The following is a 19284-nucleotide window of genomic DNA, read 5'->3' as shown; positions in this document are numbered from 1 at the left end:
GGTTATTTGTGTTGCTTCGCTTCGAGATTTTTTAAAGAGGGAGCGCTTGTTCTATGATGCCATCGCTTCGTGCAATGGGAACACGTTTTCATCTTCTCCTATCGCTGGTTGCTTGATTGTTAAACCGCTGGCTTTTAGTAGTTTATAAAAGCGCCCGCCTTTATTGATCAATTCTTGAAAGCTTCCTTTTTCAATTAAGCGACCATGTTCTAGAAAGAGCACAACATCAGCATCGCGTATTGTTGAAAGGCGATGTGCTATAATAAAAGTGGTACGATTGTGATTTATGCAATCGAGAGCATCTTTAACGCGCGCTTCCGTTTCAACATCAAGGGCACTTGTTGCTTCGTCTAGAATGAGGATGGGGGCATTTTTTAAAACAGCGCGCGCAATTGCTAAACGTTGTCTTTCTCCACCTGACAATTGAGAACCTCGCTCGCCGACCATTGTGTCATAACGATTGGTTTTTGTTAGAATAAAATCATGGGCAGCTGCTATTTTTGCAGCTTCATAAAGTTCCTCTTCCGTTGTGGTTGCTTTTCCTATCGAGATGTTTTCGTGAATAGTCCGATTAAAAAGGCCAGCGTCTTGAAATACTGTTGCTAAAGATTTGCGTAAGGATTCGCGATTAACAGAGCGTATATCTATTCCATCAATAGAGATATGTCCAAATGTAGGATCGTACACGCGTTGCAACAAATTGATTAATGTTGTTTTGCCAGATCCGGTTGGTCCCACAATTGCAACAGTTTGTCCTGTTTTAACTTCAAAGGAAATGTCAAAAACACCTTGAGAAGAATTTGGGAATTTATAAGTAACGTGATGAAATTCTATGGCACCTTTAACATTTTGGAGGGAAGGTAGATTTTCAGGTCCGTTGATATGAAAGGTTGAGTCTTCCATTGCAAAAAAATCTTGTAATTTTGCTTGTAAGGATACGGTTAAATTAATGAAATTGCTCATTTGATCCAGACGACAAATCATTAATTGTGCAAATCCGACAAACGCGACCACCTCACCTACACGTAATTGGTTTTTTGCTACAAAAAAAGCTCCAAGCAGAAGAACACAAACTATCGAAATGGTTGAGGCCATTCGGTTTAAGCCACTTGCAAGAGCCCACCAATTGAGAACAGGGTTTTGTGCTTTAAGAAGATTGTTTGTATGTTGATGCAATGTGGAACTTTCTTCCTTTATTCGATTATAGCTTTGTACAATGGAAACGTTAGAGATTGAATCGCTGACATGTTTAAAAAGGTTATGATGGTAGCTTTCTACAGCGGCTTGTCCATCTTTTGTTTTTTGCATCACTAAACGTGCAATCAGTAGATAAATGATGGCGAGTACAACCAAGACTGTTGAAAGACGCCAATTCATGTTAAAGGCTATGGGGATGAGAACGAATAAGGTGACAAGCGTTGAGAGATGCTGACGCATAAAATCAAGCCATATGGTTGACATAGAGTCTACGGCGCGTAAGAGTGTATGGAGAGTGTTAGAAGTTCCGCGTTGTTGATGCCAGATTAAAGGCATAGCAATGATACGCTCAAAGGATTCCGTTAAAACAGCTAAGCGACGTCTATGTGCTAAACGATCAGCACCGCGAGCAACAAGGACATAAGCAATAATATGTGAAAGCCCAAAACAGACCCAAATGGTGAGAGTTAAAACAATACCTGATTTTTCTGCGATAGCATCAATGACACGCCCAAATAAAATAGGTTCTGCAATGGTGATAATAGCCAATATAATATTTGCTGAACAGATTAAAAGAGATGTATTTTTTTCTCTGTTTAGGTAGCTGAGAACACGTGTATAGGTTTTGAATAAGGACACAGAGCATTATCTCCAATAGTTATCACAAGTATAAAGGTTATAGTTCTGATAATCATTAGGTTTTGAGTTAATAAAATTTTATCAGTAAGAAAATGCAATTTTAGATACTGACTGTAATATGGTGTGATAAAGCCAGTTCTATAAGATATGTATTTTTGTGTTTAAGGCATAAAACGGGTCAAGAAAATTATCTGGTAAGGGAAGTATTATGGTAGGCGTCGAAATAAAACAGGTTGAGGTAGATGAAAACGGAATGCGCTTGGATCGCTGGTTTAAATTGCATTATCCAAGAGTTGGATTTGGATATTTACAAAAGTTGCTCCGTTCTGGCCAGATACGGGTTGATGGTGGGCGTGTTAAAACCGATACGCGTCTTCTCATGGGGCAAGTTGTGCGCGTTCCACCTTTCCCTATTGATGATAAAGAAAGCTTTCCTATAACGGATAAAACACTTCGTGGACAGGATGATGGAACCGTTTTAAAAAAAATGCTTCTCTATGAAGATCCAAAGATTTTTGTTTTTAATAAGCCTGCGGGGTTAGCTGTACAAGGGGGGTCTGGTTTGACGCGCCACGTGGATAGCATGCTTGAGGTATGGCGCAATAAGAAAGGCGAAAAACCACGTTTAGTGCACCGCCTTGATCGTGAAACATCTGGCGTGCTCATTGTTGCGCGATCTAGGAGTGCTGCGCAGGCTTTAACGGCTGCTTTTAGAGAACGGGAAACGAAAAAGATTTATTGGGCATTGGTTCGGGGAGTGCCTAAAAAAAAGCAGGATAAAATTTCAACATGGGTGGTGAAGGATATCACTGCACAAGGTGATAAAATGCGTGTTTGTGAACATGGAGAGCCAGATTCTAACCATGCGGTTTCTTACTATCGCGTTTTAGATACTAGGGGGAGAGCTCTTTCGTGGCTTGAAATGGAACCCTATACGGGGAGAACACATCAGCTACGTGTGCATGCCGCCCATATGGATCATCCTATCATTGGTGATTCAAAATATTTTTTTTCTGATAGTAATTGGGCATTACCAGGAGGAATTCAAAACCGTCTTCACCTTCATGCGCGCCGTATTCGTATTCCTCATCCTTCAGGAGGGGTTTTGGATATTATCGCACCTTTACCACCTCATATGGTACAAAGTTTTAATCTTTTGGCTTTTAATGAAAATGATGGTGAGACAGAATAGATAGAATCACAGAAGGATTTTTTTCGTTTTTATTTGTGCAATTTTTGTAGATTTGATAAAGTGTTACAGAGATCTCTTGATAAGTAATTATTGTTAAAGAGTTGTATTTTTAGTGATAAATCTGGCACATATCATTTATAATTTTTTCTACAGTTTCTTTATACTATTATGCCGTAAAACTTTATTGTTTAAGGGGATATAAGGCATATAAATTTTACATATCAGGTACGTTATGTTGTTGTTGATATAGTTGACGAATAATGTCAATTGGTGCACCACAACAGCTACTAGAAAAGCAGGATGATGATCAAAGGTTATTGCTCCGTAACTTTTTTTGAGTGATAAGCGCTTTTTCTGTTTTAGCGTTTTACTAGAAGAAACTATAAAGTGGACTTAATTACAGTGCGTATTATGCTATAAAATCGTCCAAAGTTTTGGAAAGAAATATCTGAGTTTGTCCTATTAGAACGCATATTTCGTTATCCAAAAGGTTATGACCACCATATGACGTTCGATGCTGGTACAGGTATCTTACTTTTTGAAATATTGATGCGTAACAAAGCATTGATTAAACGGGGTGAGGTTATCTTCAATTTGATTTGGAGCGTCTTAAAGAAGTAATACCATTGATAATCGTAGATATAGAAGCACTTGAAGCATTGGATGATGACGCTTATTTAGCAGGTGCTAAAGATTATATCCAAAATAACCTTGGGAAGCCGAAAACTCCAAAGTCACGATTTGATTTTTCAACATCATATTATGCACGGCGAGTGATTGGAGGATTAAATCATTGAGTTTTTTAAAAGGACGGTTATTATTCTTTACTTTTACTATTCTAGCGTTGTTTTCCATAAGTTGGTTATTATCTAAGAATTTGGTTAACAGTATACCGGTAATGCATGCAGTTGGACTTAGGTTATGTGCTACTGCTGCAGCTTTGTGGTTGATCGTAGTATTTCGTGAGAAAGCCGTTTTAAGATCATTACCGTTGCTTGCAATGATGCCTTCTTTTTTAATTCTATCAGTATTAGGATTCTCGCTGTATTTTGTATGCAGCTTTGGCGCTTTAAAATCGCTCAAAGCTAGTGATTTAACTATGGTGCTCGCCACTATTCCAGGTATTACCTATATATTGGGTGCACTGACTCATGGCCTTGAGTTCTCATGGCTGAAGCTTGGCGGGGTGATAATTGTTAGTGTAGCAGCTGTAGCATTCAATATAAACAGTGTAGAGGATGGATATTATAGCTTGATAGGGATAGGTCTTGCTTTAATAGCAGCACTTTCTTACTCTATTTATGGCTTGTTGTCTAAACGTTATCTTAAAAATTTACCTTTGCTATCCGCACTGGCTTGGATTACTACAATTTCTGCAGCATCATTTATGCCATTATTCATTTTTGATTCTGCTCCACTATTACATCTTAAGTTAGAAGATATATTTAAGATATTGATTTTAGGAGCCTTTTTATCTGCACCAGGTTACGTATTGTACCAAAAAGTTTTAGCCGAAGGAGGCGTATTATACGCCAATACTATCGGCGTATTAGCTCCTTTTGCAGTAGTGGCATGTGAATGGATAATTGGTTCTAGAACTTCTCTAAGTGCTATCAAAATAATTGCTATGATTGTAGTTGTTATAGGGATGATACTCTTATTTATAGATGCATCAAAAGTATCTGGATGGCAACTGAAACACCGTTCCAAAAATTCTAAATTATAAGGAAAAAATAAAATGAAAAAATTGGCGTTAGTTTGTCAGCGTAATGCAAAACTACCCTTTATATTTGAAGCTGCGAAAGCAGCTAACATCGAATTAGTAATGATTTATGATATCGCTGAAAGTGCACCTATTCAGCCACCTGCGGCAGTAACTTCAAGTTGGCAACTTCCTGTTTTTGATAATCCAGACTTAGCTCTAGACGCTTTTGCAGCCGGAGTGAAAGAACGCAATATTGGTGGGGTTATGACTCTTTGCGAAAAAGCCATCATATGGACAGCTTTAGCTGCAAAAAAAATCAATACTCCCAGTATTGATCCAGAAGTAGCGGCATTAACTCGGAACAAATATCTAATGCGTCAAGCTTTTGTTAAAGCAGGGCTTAGAACACCAAGATTTTTTTATATAGATAATCCAGAAGATCTATCACAAGCCCATGCTTTGGGTTGGCCGCTAGTCATTAAACCCGTTTCTGGAGCTGGTAGTATAGGCGTAATGTTAGCTAAAAATTCTGAAGAATTTCCTGATCTCATCAAAGCGGTATGGAATGTTCAGCATAAAGATATGGCACGTTTCAACTATAAAAATAAATCTGTAGGTTTAGTAGTAGAACAGTATTTACCAGGAAAAGAGTTTGTTGTGGAATGCTTTGTCGATACAGCAGGTGTGCACGTTTTGGCCGTTGGAGACAAGGGACAACCTGAAGGACCATGGTTCGAAGAAACAATTTATCGTCAACGCCGTGATATAGACGATCCTTTAATTATTTCTTTATGTAAGGCTGCATGCTCTGGGGTTAAAGCTCTTGGTATAAATATGGGAGCTGCTCATGTAGAGCTACGCTTAGATGCCAATGACTTACCTTATGTAATTGAGATCGGCGCTCGTATAGGTGGGTCAGGTGTTTCCCATTTTATTGTGGAGCAAGGTACAGGGATTTCATTTGGAAAACTATGCATGAATGCTGCTTTAGCTAAACAAAACTTAGATCTTCCCGATGTACTCCCAGCTGAAAAAGTGGCAGCAAATTACATTATTCCTCTTCGTGGTCATGGACGGTTTTCTGGATTTTCAGGTTTAGATAAGGTTGTACAGCATCCACTAACTACTAGAACTATCATTTTCTTTGAAATTGATCATATTTCACCACCTCCACCAGCATTCGGTGGATATCCTGGTTTTATTTTCTCTGTTCATGCCTCAAACGAAGAAGCTCGCGATTACCATAAATGGCTTGATGACACCTTGAGCATCATATGGAAAGACCACGTTTATCAATAGCTCAATAGAGATATTTTCCCTTGCTTTTAACTTTGATATAAGTCTCATCGATACAGACAGAGCCCAATGCGGTTTTCTAAAATTTCGCAAACACTGTGGACAGTAATGGTGGAATGGAATTTTTTTAAATTCAACACATCTAGTTTTTAGATTAAGTCCAATACTTTAAAAAAATTGTTCTGACAGTTGTTGCTGAATATAAACAAGGCATTCACCATTGTCTTGTTTGTAAAATAGACATGAAATATAGTCTTAACTCAGATTGATGCTGGTAAGATTGTTCCTTCTTTAGGGTGGGGAAGGAGGGCAAATTAAACCTCATTGAGATACATAGAACTTAGAAAAAATAATGTTTTTTGAAAATATCAGAGGTAAATAATAAATAATATGCGTGAAATTTTGAATCAGTTTGATATGCCATTGAATAAAAATAACCTCGTTCAAAAGATGCAAAATTTTTCATGTCAGTCGCTACCAAAACGATTCTATAAAGAAGTGAAAACTTTGTGTGAAGAAGAAGGCTTTTCTATATTGTTGGATGGATGTCCAGTTAAAACACCAGCAAGACGCCATTTTCTTGTACCTACAGCAGCATTTGCTACATTAGTAGCACAGGAATTTGAGAGCCAAAAGCAAGTTATTGATCCATCGAAAATGCCGATTACGCGTTTGGTTAACACTGTTATTGATGGTATAGCTGATGATATGCAGGTTGTTTTTGAAGATCTATTACGTTTTGTTGCATGTGATATGATCTTTTATCGGGCACAAACCCCGCAAGAGTTGGTGGAGCGACAACGTGAACAGTGGGATCCTTTATTGGATTGGGCAGAAGAAAAACTTGGAGCACGGTTTCAGGTGACAGAAGGGCTTATGCATGTCGAACAATCACGGGAATCTATCCAAGCAGTGAGTAATTATTTACGTCAAGTTGAGTCTCCTTATACGCTTGCTGCACTTCATACAATGACAACCTTAACAGGATCAGCTCTTATTTCTCTGGCTGTTGCTGCAGGAAATTTTGATGCCGATCATGCTTTTGATATTGCTCATTTAGATGAAGACTGGTTGATGGAACAGTGGGGTGTTGATGAAGAAGCAATGACGCGCCGTGCTCATAAGAAGGCTGAATTTAATGCTGCTGCTATAATCATTACAACTTGTTTGTAAATTCAGCTTTTCTTTTGTTCATGCGTGCGCTTTTTTAAGTCATAGTATTTTTGTAATTTTTTGAGGGCTGATTTTTATTTTTTCAAGTCCAGGAAATGCTTCATTGCTTATATTTAAGATAGCTTTATCATTACCACGGATAAAATACCATTGGCTGTTGTAAAGAAGGGCAATAATTTCAGTTTGGATGCAACACTTTCCAGCATTCGTTACGGTTACAAACTCCACAGGTATAACGAAATAGGGAATACCATTATCAAGTTTGCCTTCACGTTTTTGTTTTGGATCTATATGGATACTTTCAATTTTATAACTCTCTGCCAACTGCTCTATTTGACTTTTCATGATTTGTTGAAACTGTGATTTACTGATATTTTTTTTGGCAGCTAGACTATCGATAATTTGGGGAGGGATAGCATTTAAAATGGCATCGGTATCGGCATTTTGAATTGCTTCACTGTAAGCAGATGTCGCTTTTTCAAGTGTTGTAAGTTCTTGATTGGTAATGGTATAGGCTTGAACTGCTGATATAATAAAAGCAATGCATAAAAGAATGGGAAAAAGGTAACGAATTCGCAGCATTGGAAACCTTGATAATTGATTTGAGTGGACTCAACTAGATTTATAAAGGAAAAGCATATTGGGAGAAAGCTATCGGTGCCCTTTGAAAAGAGGAATATCCACAAAAATGGAGATTCTAACCTCCATTTTAAATCAAAAGGAATGACTTTTTATTCTTTAAACAGAATAGTACATATCAAATTCGATAGGATGAGGAGTTGTTTCGTAACGTAAAACTTCCTGCATTTTTACTTGAATAAAGGAATTAATTTGATCATCATCAAAAACATCGCCGGCTTTAAGAAAACCACGATCTTTATCAAGTACTTCGAGTGCTTCGCGCAGACTTCTTGAGACTGTAGGGATTTCTTTGCGTTCTTTTAAGGGGAGGTCGTAAAGATCTTTATCCATAGCGTGTCCAGGATGAATTTTGTTTTTGATGCCATCAAGACCAGCCATTAAGAGTGCTGCAAACGCCAAATATGGATTTGCTGTTGGGTCTGGGAAACGAACTTCTACACGTTTTGAATTTGGTGAAGCACTCATGGGAATACGGCAAGATGCAGAACGGTTGCGTGCGGAGTAAGCAAGAAGTACAGGAGCTTCATAACCAGGAACCAAACGCTTATAGGAATTGGTGGATGGATTGGTAAAGGCGTTGAGTGCTTTTGCGTGCTTAATGATACCGCCGATAAAGAACAAGCAAGTTTCCGATAGCCCTGCATATTCATTTCCCGCAAACATTGGTTTTCCATCTTTCCAAATGGATATATGAACATGCATACCTGAGCCGTTGTCACCAAAAATTGGTTTTGGCATGAAAGTTGCTGTTTTCCCATAGCTGTTTGCTATTTGATGCACGACATATTTAAAAATTTGCATTTTATCAGCTTCACGAACAAGAGTATCAAAGCGAATACCTAATTCATGCTGGCTTGCTGCCACTTCGTGATGATGTTTCTCAACTTGGACACCCATATCTTTGAGTGCGGTGAGCATTTCAGAGCGCATATCTTGGCAGGAATCGATGGGGGGAACAGGAAGATAACCGCCCTTCATGCGTGGGCGATGACCTAGATTGCCCATCTCATATTCCGTATCGTTATTGGATGGAAGTTCACTTGAATCGAGCTTAAATCCTGTGTTGTAAGGATCAGTTTTATAGCGGACATCATCAAAGATGAAAAATTCTGCTTCTGGACCTACATTGATTGTATCTCCTATTCCTAAAGATTTCATATAAACTTCAGCCCTCTTGGCGATAGAACGAGGATCTCTACGATAAAATTCTCCCGAGACAGGATCGAGTACGTCACAAAATAGAACTAAAGTAGATTGTGCAAAAAAAGGATCAATATGCGCTGTTTCTGGATCTGGCATCAATGCCATGTCAGATTCATGAATCGTTTTCCATCCGGCAATTGAAGAACCATCAAACATAATACCATCGTTAAATGTATCTTCGCTAATTTCTGTGATATCCATTGTGACGTGGTGCAACTTTCCTCGTGGATCGGTAAAACGTAAATCAACAAAACGGATTTCGTTGTCTGCAATCTGTTTGATAATATCTGATGCGGTTGTCATATTCAATTTCCTTATGTGGGATTGATGTAGATAAAAAAGGTGAAAAATTTTGTTGTTATTTATTAAAGGGCATCGATTCCAGATTCGTCAGTGCCAATACGAATGGCATCATCAATAGAAAAAACAAATATTTTTCCATCTCCAATATGTTTTGTTTGAGCTGCTTTACGTATTGTGTTAACGGCTTGTTCCAACTTTTCATCGGCAACAACAATTTCAATCTTTACTTTAGGTAGAAAATCAACAACATATTGAGCACCACGATAAAGCTCTGTATGTTCTTTTTGACGACCAAAACCTTTTGCTTCTGTTACTGTGATGCCATCTAAACCAATTTTTTGAAGCGCTTCTTTTACTTCATCAAGTTTGAAAGGTTTTATAATGGCTTCAATTTTTTTCATGCTGAAATTATCTCCAACGTTAATTTGTCTTTTTAGACTGCACCACATTATATTGGCAACTGTGAGATGTCCAACAGATACTTTTTACACAAAAAGTCAAAAATTGCGTTACTAGATATTTTGGGAAGAAAGCCTTTCTTGTAGCATAAAGTGAAATGCTGTTATCCGTTGAAAAAAATCTACAAGGTTGGTAAAAAATAACAGTGATATAACTAAGAGATATTTTGCTTTATTTATTGTAGCACACTGATTTTATGATAGGAATCGCTTTAAAAATTGGAATTATATAAAGGTCGGCGCAGCAAAATTTCTTTCAGAAATTTTCCTGTATAAGAAGTGGGAACATTAACAATATCTTCAGGACGGCCAACGGCAACAATTTCACCACCACGATCTCCACCTTCTGGTCCTAAATCAATAATCCAGTCGGCTGTCTTTATAACTTCAAGATTATGTTCAATAACTACGACCGTATTGCCTTGTTCAACGAGTTCATGCAAAACTTCAAGTAGTTTAGAAATATCATGGAAATGCAGACCTGTTGTTGGTTCGTCCAAAATGTAGAGTGTACGACCTGTTGTTTTGCGTGAAAGTTCTTTAGCAAGTTTTACACGTTGAGCTTCACCACCAGAAAGCGTTGTGGCTTGTTGTCCTACTTTGATATAGCCGAGACCAACTTTGATAAGGGTCTTCATTTTGTTGTGAATGGTAGGAATAGCTTGAAAAAATTCTTCAGCCTTTTCGATTGTCATATCTAAAATATCGGCTATGGACTGTCCTTTAAATTTTACTTCTAACGTTTCTCGATTATAGCGTTTTCCTTGACAAATATCGCAAGTAACATAAACATCAGGTAAAAAGTGCATTTCAATTTTGATAACTCCATCACCTTGACATGCTTCGCAGCGCCCTCCTTTAACATTAAATGAAAAACGTCCTGCTTGATAACCGCGGGTTTTTGATTCTGGAAGTTCGGCAAACCATTCACGGATCGGGGTAAATGCGCCTGTATAGGTTGCTGGATTAGAGCGTGGGGTGCGTCCAATAGGTGATTGGTTTATATCAATGACTTTATCGAGAAATTCTAATCCTTCAATTTTGTCATAGATTGCGGGGCTGTGATGGCTTCCCATGATATGGCGTGAAGCAGCTTTGAAAAGAGTTTCAATGAGAAATGTTGATTTTCCTCCTCCTGAAACGCCAGTTATGCATGTAAAGGTTCCAAGAGGGATATCCGCACTGATATTTTTGAGGTTATTTCCACGGGCTCCTATGATTTTAAGTGTTTTCGATTTTAATATCTTTCGTCGTTGAGCAGGTACTTTAACAGCCATTTTTCCTGAAAGGTATTGACCTGTAAGAGAGGATGGATTTTCTATAATTTCTTGCGGTGTGCCTTGCGCTATTATTTCTCCACCATGAACACCAGCAGCAGGGCCCATATCAACTACATGGTCTGCGGTAAGAATAGCATCTTCGTCATGTTCAACAACAATAACCGTGTTGCTAAGATCACGTAGATGGCGCAGCATTTTTAGAAGGCGTTCATTATCGCGTTGGTGTAAACCAATGGAGGGTTCATCTAAAATATAAAGGACACCTGTAAGGCCAGAACCAATTTGGGATGCTAATCGGATACGTTGACTTTCTCCACCTGAAAGGGTGCCTGAGCTTCGAGATAAGGTAAGATATTCGAGTCCTACATGATTTAAAAAAGTTAAGCGTTCACGAATTTCTTTTAAAATACGTGTTGCAATACTGTGTTGTTTTTCCGTTAAATATTGAGGAAGATTGGCAAACCAATCATCTGCTTTTAGGATAGAAAGTTCTGATATTTGCCCAATATGCATCCCGTGAATCTTGACAGCTAACGCCTCTGGTTTTAAACGATAACCATGACAAGCTGGACAGAGTGAAGAAGACATATAGCGCTCGATTTCTTCACGTGACCACGTAGAATCGGTTTCTTTCCATCGCCGCTCCATATTAGGGATAATTCCTTCAAAATGTTGGGTCGTTTTATGCGAACTTAAGTCATTTTTATAAATAAAGGAGATTTCTTTTCTTTTTGTACCATAGAGAATAGCTTGTTGTGCTTCATCTGAGAGCGTGCACCATTTATCCGTAAGTTTAAATCCGTAAACTTTGCCTAATGCTTCTAAAGTTTGACTATAATAGAGTGAAGATGATTTTGGCCAAGAAACAATTGCTCCCTCCTTTAAGGTAAGATTTTCATTTGGTACAATTCTTTTGGGGTCTATTGCCTTTTTAAGGCCAAGTCCGTCGCAAAGAGGACAAGCGCCAAAAGGATTATTAAATGAAAAAAGGCGTGGCTCAATTTCAGGGATAGAAAATCCAGAGATGGGGCAGGAAAACTTTTCTGAAAAAATAAGTCGTTTGTGGGTTTCATTTTTTGATTTATAAGCAGACTCCTTTGTGGTTTTTTTTTGTGCCAAAGGCTGATCTGCCATTTCAGCGACTGCAAGCCCATTTGCTAGCTGTAAACAGGTTTCTATACTGTCCGCTAAGCGAGAGGAAATATCATTGCTTACAACAATGCGGTCTACCACTACATCTATGTCATGTTTATACTTTTTATCAAGAGGAGGAATGTCGGGGATTTCATAGAATTTTCCATCAACTTTAGCGCGCTGGAATCCTTTTTTTAAAAGCTCTGTCAGCTCTTTTTTATATTCTCCCTTTCGTCCTCGGACGAGAGGTGCCATAATGAAAACCCGCGTACCTTCTTGTAAGGCCATAATTTGATCAACCATTTGGCTTACGGTTTGGCTTTCAATAGGAAGTCCTGTAGCAGGGGAATGAGGAACACCGATACGTGCAAAGAGAAGGCGCATATAGTCGTGGATTTCAGTGACGGTTCCTACTGTTGAACGAGGGTTGCGGCTGGTTGTTTTTTGTTCAATGGAGATCGCTGGAGAAAGACCGTCTATTCTGTCCACATCTGGTTTTTGCATCACTTCTAGAAATTGGCGTGCGTAGGCAGAAAGACTTTCAACGTAGCGGCGTTGGCCTTCTGCGTAAATTGTATCAAAAGCTAAGGATGATTTACCTGACCCAGAAAGCCCCGTGATCACGATCAGTTTGTCACGAGGAAGATCGAGATCAATATTTTTAAGGTTATGTTCACGTGCGCCGCGAATGGAGATGTATTTTTGATGAGCCATATTTTATCCTTGGCATATGTGACAAAAATTAAGCATCGTAAAATAGAATAAAACTGTTTTTTAGAATTACAACGCGTTTAATTGCTTTAACGAGGAAAAAAAATGCAAGTTTCGTGGAAAGAAAAATGTAAAGAGCAGCTTTTTATTCGGTGATGATGGAATAAACTATGCGTTGTTATCATTTTTTGTTATAATTGCACGATACGATATCTTGAAAAGGGTAGCAAAATCCATATTGAAGGTCAATTGTAAATATGCAAATGGCAAAGTCAAGATGGTAACCGTTATACGGCAAAGATCGTTTTGCGAATTAAGATTTTGGAGTTTATGCGATGGCTGGTAGCCTTAATAAAGTTATTTTGATTGGTAATCTTGGTGCGGATCCTGAGATCCGCCGTTTGAACTCTGGTGATCAAGTGGCAAACTTACGTATTGCTACTTCAGAAAGCTGGCGAGATCGTAATACAAATGAGCGAAAAGAACGTACGGAGTGGCATAGTATAGTTATTTTTAATGAAAATCTTGTTAAAGTTGTAGAGCAATATTTAAAAAAAGGCAGCAAAATCTACATTGAAGGTCAGTTGCAGACACGAAAATGGCAAGATCAAAATGGGAATGACCGTTATACAACAGAGGTTGTCTTGCAAAAATACCGTGGTGAATTACAAATGCTTGATGGGCGTGGAGCTGCTGGTGGGGAGCAAATCCAAGGAGCGAATCAGGCGAGTGGTGGTTTTGGTGATAATGGCTCAAATAAGAGAAATGCTTTTGATCAAAGCAATAGCCAATCGGGAGAAAGTTTTTCACACAAATTGGATGATGATGTACCTTTTTAAGAATCCTTAAAGTGTGGTATTATTATCATTTTTGGGGTGTTTGTTTCAGTTTTTTAAAGTTTAGCAAAATTAAGTCCTATTCATTTTATTTGTGCTTTTTAATAAAATAAATAACATGTTGAAAATTATTGTTAAATTTCTTTTCTGTCATGGCAGAGAAATTGGCATTTTGATGCGTTTTTCGATATAAACAAAATGAAGTGATTCTTTATTGAAAGTCTTGAAGCAGTGACCGATCTTACCCCACACCCAGAACGTGATGTGCTGACTGGTATTGAGCCAATCAGCATTATTGATGAAATGCAACGCTCCTATCTCGATTATGCGATGAGCGTGATTGTTTCGCGTGCACTTCCGGATGTACGTGATGGTCTGAAACCTGTTCATCGGCGTATTCTTCATGCCATGAATGAAATGGGGCTTTCTTTTAATAAGTCTTATCGTAAGTCTGCTGGTGTTGTTGGTGAAGTTATGGGAAAATTTCATCCTCATGGTGATGCGTCAATTTACGATGCTTTAGTGCGTATGGCACAGGACTTTTCTTTAAGAAATCCGCTGATTGATGGTCAAGGAAATTTTGGTTCTGTTGATGGTGATCCACCTGCGGCAATGCGTTATACAGAATGTCGTTTGGAAAAAGTTTCGCAAGAGCTCTTGGCTGATATTGATAAAGATACTGTTGATTTTCAGGATAATTATGATGGGCGTGAACGTGAACCGGTTGTCTTGCCAGCGCGTTTCCCTAATCTTTTGGTCAATGGGTCAGGTGGTATTGCTGTAGGGATGGCAACCAATATTCCTCCCCATAATCTTGGTGAAGTCGTTGATGGTTGTATCGCCTTAATTGATAATCCCAATATAACACTTGATAAGATAATTGAAATCATTCCTGGTCCTGATTTTCCCACTGGTGGTATTATTCTTGGTCGTTCTGGTGTCCGTTCGGCTTATGAAACAGGGCGCGGTTCAATTATTATGCGTGCTAAGGTTGATATTGAAGAAATTCGCAATGGTCGACAGGCAATTATTGTGAGTGAAATACCTTATCAAGTTAATAAAGCAACGATGATTGAGAAAATGGCCGAATTGGTGCGCGATAAACGTATCGAAGGAATCTCTGATTTGCGTGACGAATCTGATCGTGATGGGTATCGCGTTGTTATTGAGCTTAAGAAAGATGTTGTTGCGGAAGTCATTTTGAATCAATTATACCGTTATACACCACTGCAAACTTCCTTTGGTTGTAATATGGTTGCATTGAATGGGGGGAAGCCTGAACAGATGACGTTGCTTGATATGCTTCGTGCGTTTGTTTCTTTCCGAGAAGAGGTTGTAAGTCGGCGAACAAAATATCTTTTACGTAAAGCGCGTGAGCGTGCACATGTTTTGGTTGGTCTTGCACTTGCGGTTGCTAATATTGATGAAATTATAGCGCTCATTCGTAAAGCTCCTGATCCTCAGACAGCGCGTGCACAATTAATGGAACGCCGCTGGCCCGCTACTGATGTGGCCCCTTTGATTAAACTTATTGATGATCCTCGTCATATTATTCATGGGGATAGTACTTATAATTTATCTGAAGAACAGGCGCGTGCTATTTTGGAATTGCGTTTGCAAAGGTTGACGGCACTTGGGCGTGATGAAATTGCTGATGAATTGAATAAAATTGGAGTGGATATTGCCGATTATCTTCATATTTTGGCTTCGCGTTCACGGATCATGGGTATTGTTAAGGATGAATTAAAAGTTCTTCGTGAGGAGTTTGCAACGCCCAGACGCACTGTATTTGGGTTTGGTAGCGCTGAGATGGATAGCGAAGATTTGATCGCACCGGAAGATATGGTGGTAACGGTTAGTCATAGTGGTTATATTAAGCGTGTTCCTCTCAATACATACCGTGCGCAGCGTCGCGGTGGTAAAGGGCGTTCTGGTATGTCTACGAAGGATGAGGATTTTGTAACGCGATTGTTTGTGGTTAATACGCATACGCCTGTTCTTTTCTTTTCGTCGCGTGGAATTGTTTACAAGGAAAAAGTTTGGCGTTTGCCTCTTGGTACGCCGCAGTCGCGTGGGCGAGCTCTGATTAATTTGCTTCCCTTACAGCAAGGTGAGCGCATAACAACTATTATGCCCTTACCAGAAGATGAAGCGTGTTGGAGTGCATTGGATGTTATGTTTGCAACGACGCGTGGGACTGTGCGTCGTAATAAATTATCAGATTTTGTTCAGGTTAATCGTAATGGTAAAATTGCAATGAAACTTGATGAAGAAGGAGATGAAATTCTTTCTGTTGAAACTTGTACAGAACATGATGATGTCGTTCTCACAACGGCTAATGGGCAATGTATTCGTTTTCCAGTCGTTGATGTTCGTGTTTTTGCAGGGCGTAATTCAGTGGGGGTACGTGGTATCAATTTGGCTGAGGGTGATAAAGTCATTTCGATGACACTCTTAGAGCATGTTGAAGCTACGTCGGTTGAGCGTTCTGCTTACGTCAAACGTGTGATGAGTGAACGGCGTGCTGCTAGTGGTGATGCTGAAGATATTGTAGCTCTTGATGAAGAAGATACGGGAGCTGAAACAGAGTTGTCAGATGAGCGTTATGCAAAACTGAATGCATGTGAACAAATGCTTTTGACAGTGAGCGAGTTTGGTTATGGAAAGCGGTCTTCCTCGTATGAGTTCCGGATTTCTGGTCGTGGTGGAAAAGGGATTCGTGCAACAGATCCAACTAAGACGGCTGAAATTGGTAAATTAGTGGCGGCTTTTCCAGTAAAGGCGCAAGATCAAATTATGTTAGTGTCAGATGGTGGGCAGCTTATTCGCGTCCCTGTTGATGGTATTCGTATAGCTGGTCGTTCGACTAAGGGGGTGACAATTTTCAATACAGCCGAAGGTGAAAAAGTTGTGTCTGTTGAGCGTATTTCTGAATCTGAAGAAGATGATAGCCAATTAATTGATGAAGCTGGAGAACATTCTGGTACGGTTGATGTGAGCGAAGAGAAATAGTTCTGAAGGAGCGGAGTGAAATGATGAAAATTGCTCTTTATGCAGGTTCCTTCGATCCTCTTACAAATGGTCATCTTGATGTTTTGCGGGGCAGTCTTGTCTTGGCTGATAGGGTTGTTGTGGCTATAGGCATACAGGCTAAAAAAATTCCACTTTTTAATTTTGAAGAGCGTGTTGAGTTAATTACTCAGGTAGGAAAAGATTTATTAAGTGTAGGTTTAGATCGGTTACAGGTTATTTCGTTTGATACTCTTTTAATTGATAAGGCTCGTGAAATTGGTGCTTCATTTCTTATTCGTGGATTACGTGATGGCACGGACCTTGATTATGAAATGCAAATGGCGGGGATGAATGGTATCATGGCTCCTGAATTGCAGACTGTTTTTTTGCCAGCGAGTGTTTCCGGACGCGCAATAACTTCCACATTGGTCCGCCAGATTGCCTCTATGGGAGGTGATGTAACACCCTTTGTGCCTGAAAATGTTGCTAGAGCTTTGCGTTTAAAATTTCAATCTTCAGGAGAGAATAATCGTGTACCTTAGAATTTTTATTGTTTTGACATCTATTTTTTGTTTTTTTTCATTGAGTGCTGTAGCGGATGATTCTAATACAGCTGATAATTCTAATGTTCTTGTTTTATCTCTCGAAAATGGTGATGTGGTTATTCGTCTTCGCCCTGATCTGGCGCCAAAACATGTTGCACAAATTAAGAGATTAACAAGGGATGGTGCTTACAACAATGTAGTATTTCATCGTGTTATTCCAGGCTTTATGGCACAAACTGGTGATGTAGAATTTGGGAAAAAGGGCAGTGCGAATTTTGATCCTAAACGCGTTGGCACGGGTGGATCGAAGTATCCTAGTATATCGGCAGAGTTTTCAAAGCAGCCATTTAAGCGCGGAACAGTTGGGATGGCACGTGCACAAGATCCAAATTCTGCTAATTCTCAATTCTTCATTTGTTTTAATGATGCTGCTTTTTTAAATGGTCAGTATACTGTTGTTGGAGAGGTTATAGAGGGAATGGATGTTGTTGATAAAATTAAAAAAGGTACCACAAATAATAATGGCTCTGTAACAAATCCTGATGTTATTAATGCTGCCACTTTGCAAGTTGATAGATGAGTGCGAGGAGTTTAGCCGTATGGCCGAGATTAAAGATTTAGAAAATACCTTAATCCTTGAAACAACGAAGGGGAGAGTTGTTATTGAATTTTTTGCTGATTTAGCACCTAGCCATGTTGCACGTATTAAAGAGCTCGTGCGTGAAGGTGCTTATGATAATGTTATTTTTCATCGTGTTATTGATGGCTTTATGGCACAAACTGGTGATGTACAATTTGGTAAAAAGGATGGTGAAAAGTTTAATTTATCGCGTGCAGGTATGGGTGGTTCAGAGAAGCCAAATTTGACAGCAGAGTTTTCAAATCTTTCTCATAAGCGTGGTACAGTTTCTATGGCACGCAGCCAGAATCCGAATTCTGCTAATTCACAGTTTTTTATTTGCTTTGCCGATGCTCCTTGGCTTGATCGTCAGTATTCCATATGGGGGCATGTTGTTGAAGGTATGGAAAATATCGATAAAATTAAACGCGGTGAGCCTGTTGTAGAGCCTGATGCAATTATTAAAGCTGCAGTTGCTGCCGATATAAAATAGTATAGTTATATTGATTTCAGCTGTAAGATCGCCAAGTGAAGGTATTCTGTCTGATTGTTGTTTTACGTCGATGAAGGATGGTTGATGCGGATTGGATCTGTAAAAGGATTCTACGGTTATGTGTTCATTCTCCACATTAAGCTTTGTCACCTTATTTTTATGCAAGTAGAATTTAGAGATTTCAATTGTTGAGTACAACAGTTTGCATAAAACCTTGTTGATCTGGATGAAAGAATTATTTTGCTTTGTGTCTCTCAAAAGCAGATATGAGGAGATTTCTGATGAAGGGGAGGTATCAATTTGAATGATATAAGATTATTGGGCTATAGTAGTATTTCAGGTGTATTGATATTGGCGATGATGTATTTTTTCAACATGTATATTTTTCTGTTATGCTGCTGTCAAAGCATGTTTAAGATATTGAAGATAAGAATGTGTAGCTCTTTTTACTTGTAAAAAGTGGTCAGGAGACTCCACTACTGGTTTACATTTTACAGGGAAGTTACTAGGCAGCTTTAGAAAATATTCACATTCCCTGTAATTTTTATCTGTGAAAGTAATCCGTATCCGAGGTTATATAGTATATTTAGAGATTTTTTTATAAATGCTAAATTCTCTAGGTATTATTGGTAGTGAAGGTTGAAGGTGAGTGGAAATAAGAGCGTTTCTGTTGAAAAAAACAGTTTTGCGGTTATTAAAATTATAGTCAATGAGCGTAGGTATCTTAAGATTTTGTGTTATCAGATATTTCAGTATTTTTATGAAATGAGATTATCATTTTTACTATGGTAATTACCTAAGCGCAAAACTTTATTTATCTCGTTTAATTTTTTTATGCTAATTACA

Annotated in this window: 15 protein-coding genes; 10 read left to right on the top strand and 5 right to left on the bottom strand. The window is 38.7% G+C overall.

Annotated elements, in window-relative coordinates; translation table 11 throughout:
- Positions 1 to 51 precede the first annotated feature (51 nt).
- Entirely contained in the window at positions 52 to 1836 is a 1785-nt protein-coding gene (locus J7R13_RS04705; protein ID WP_208437690.1) for a glucan ABC transporter ATP-binding protein/ permease, read from the bottom strand.
- A gap of 208 nt (positions 1837 to 2044) precedes the next feature.
- Here J7R13_RS04705 and J7R13_RS04700 point away from each other — a divergent pair, with 208 nt between their 5' ends.
- The 5 genes from J7R13_RS04700 to J7R13_RS04680 all read left to right on the top strand — a co-directional run bounded on the left by J7R13_RS04700 (position 2045) and on the right by J7R13_RS04680 (position 7202).
- Positions 2045 to 3028, top strand: coding sequence for an RluA family pseudouridine synthase (locus J7R13_RS04700; RefSeq protein WP_208437689.1), 984 nt, complete (start codon positions 2045 to 2047; stop codon positions 3026 to 3028).
- A gap of 626 nt (positions 3029 to 3654) precedes the next feature.
- Positions 3655 to 3825, top strand: coding sequence for a hypothetical protein (locus J7R13_RS09595; protein WP_245256399.1), 171 nt, complete (start codon positions 3655 to 3657; stop codon positions 3823 to 3825).
- Complete coding sequence (locus J7R13_RS04690) at positions 3822 to 4754, top strand: DMT family transporter (protein ID WP_208437688.1); 933 nt, start codon at positions 3822 to 3824, stop codon at positions 4752 to 4754. Before J7R13_RS09595 ends, J7R13_RS04690 begins: the two co-directional genes overlap by 4 nt.
- Before the next feature lie 12 nt (positions 4755 to 4766).
- Positions 4767 to 6032 (top strand): ATP-grasp domain-containing protein, encoded by a 1266-nt coding sequence (locus tag J7R13_RS04685; protein WP_208432746.1) that lies wholly within the window; start codon positions 4767 to 4769, stop codon positions 6030 to 6032.
- A 387-nt stretch (positions 6033 to 6419) separates the two neighbouring features.
- Positions 6420 to 7202, top strand: a complete 783-nt coding sequence (locus J7R13_RS04680; RefSeq protein WP_208432745.1) for an ATP12 family chaperone protein — start codon at positions 6420 to 6422, stop codon at positions 7200 to 7202.
- A gap of 39 nt (positions 7203 to 7241) precedes the next feature.
- Here J7R13_RS04680 and J7R13_RS04675 read toward each other — a convergent pair whose 3' ends face one another.
- The 4 genes from J7R13_RS04675 to uvrA all read right to left on the bottom strand — a co-directional run bounded on the left by J7R13_RS04675 (position 7242) and on the right by uvrA (position 12936).
- The gene (locus J7R13_RS04675) at positions 7242 to 7784 is read right to left on the bottom strand and encodes a hypothetical protein (protein ID WP_004859108.1); all 543 of its coding nucleotides are present in this window, start codon (positions 7782 to 7784) and stop codon (positions 7242 to 7244) included.
- 156 nt (positions 7785 to 7940) lie between these two features.
- Positions 7941 to 9350: a type I glutamate--ammonia ligase gene (gene glnA, locus J7R13_RS04670; RefSeq protein ID WP_078691801.1), complete on the bottom strand. Its 1410-nt coding sequence runs from the start codon at positions 9348 to 9350 to the stop codon at positions 7941 to 7943.
- A 62-nt stretch (positions 9351 to 9412) separates the two neighbouring features.
- Positions 9413 to 9751 (bottom strand): P-II family nitrogen regulator, encoded by a 339-nt coding sequence (locus tag J7R13_RS04665; RefSeq protein ID WP_004859103.1) that lies wholly within the window; start codon positions 9749 to 9751, stop codon positions 9413 to 9415.
- Between the two features lie 269 nt (positions 9752 to 10020).
- On the bottom strand, positions 10021 to 12936 hold the full coding sequence (uvrA, locus tag J7R13_RS04660; RefSeq protein WP_208437687.1) for an excinuclease ABC subunit UvrA: 2916 nt from the start codon (positions 12934 to 12936) through the stop codon (positions 10021 to 10023).
- Between the two features lie 332 nt (positions 12937 to 13268).
- Here uvrA and J7R13_RS04655 point away from each other — a divergent pair, with 332 nt between their 5' ends.
- The 5 genes from J7R13_RS04655 to J7R13_RS04635 all read left to right on the top strand — a co-directional run bounded on the left by J7R13_RS04655 (position 13269) and on the right by J7R13_RS04635 (position 18438).
- Positions 13269 to 13772, top strand: coding sequence for a single-stranded DNA-binding protein (locus J7R13_RS04655; protein ID WP_208437686.1), 504 nt, complete (start codon positions 13269 to 13271; stop codon positions 13770 to 13772).
- Between the two features lie 228 nt (positions 13773 to 14000).
- Positions 14001 to 16781 (top strand): DNA gyrase subunit A, encoded by a 2781-nt coding sequence (gyrA, locus tag J7R13_RS04650; protein ID WP_208437685.1) that lies wholly within the window; start codon positions 14001 to 14003, stop codon positions 16779 to 16781.
- Between the two features lie 23 nt (positions 16782 to 16804).
- Positions 16805 to 17323, top strand: coding sequence for a pantetheine-phosphate adenylyltransferase (coaD, locus tag J7R13_RS04645; protein WP_208437721.1), 519 nt, complete (start codon positions 16805 to 16807; stop codon positions 17321 to 17323).
- The gene (locus J7R13_RS04640) at positions 17313 to 17906 is read left to right on the top strand and encodes a peptidylprolyl isomerase (RefSeq protein WP_208437684.1); all 594 of its coding nucleotides are present in this window, start codon (positions 17313 to 17315) and stop codon (positions 17904 to 17906) included. Before coaD ends, J7R13_RS04640 begins: the two co-directional genes overlap by 11 nt.
- Positions 17907 to 17925: 19 nt before the next feature.
- Positions 17926 to 18438, top strand: coding sequence for a peptidylprolyl isomerase (locus tag J7R13_RS04635; RefSeq protein ID WP_208437683.1), 513 nt, complete (start codon positions 17926 to 17928; stop codon positions 18436 to 18438).
- Positions 18439 to 19284: the final 846 nt, after the last annotated feature.

It is taken from the genome of Bartonella taylorii 8TBB, assembly GCF_902825155.1.
Classification (GTDB): Bacteria; Pseudomonadota; Alphaproteobacteria; order Rhizobiales; family Rhizobiaceae; genus Bartonella; species Bartonella taylorii_A.
The sequence above is the reverse complement of the archived record's forward strand: the minus strand, read 5'-3'. Positions and strand labels throughout refer to the sequence as shown.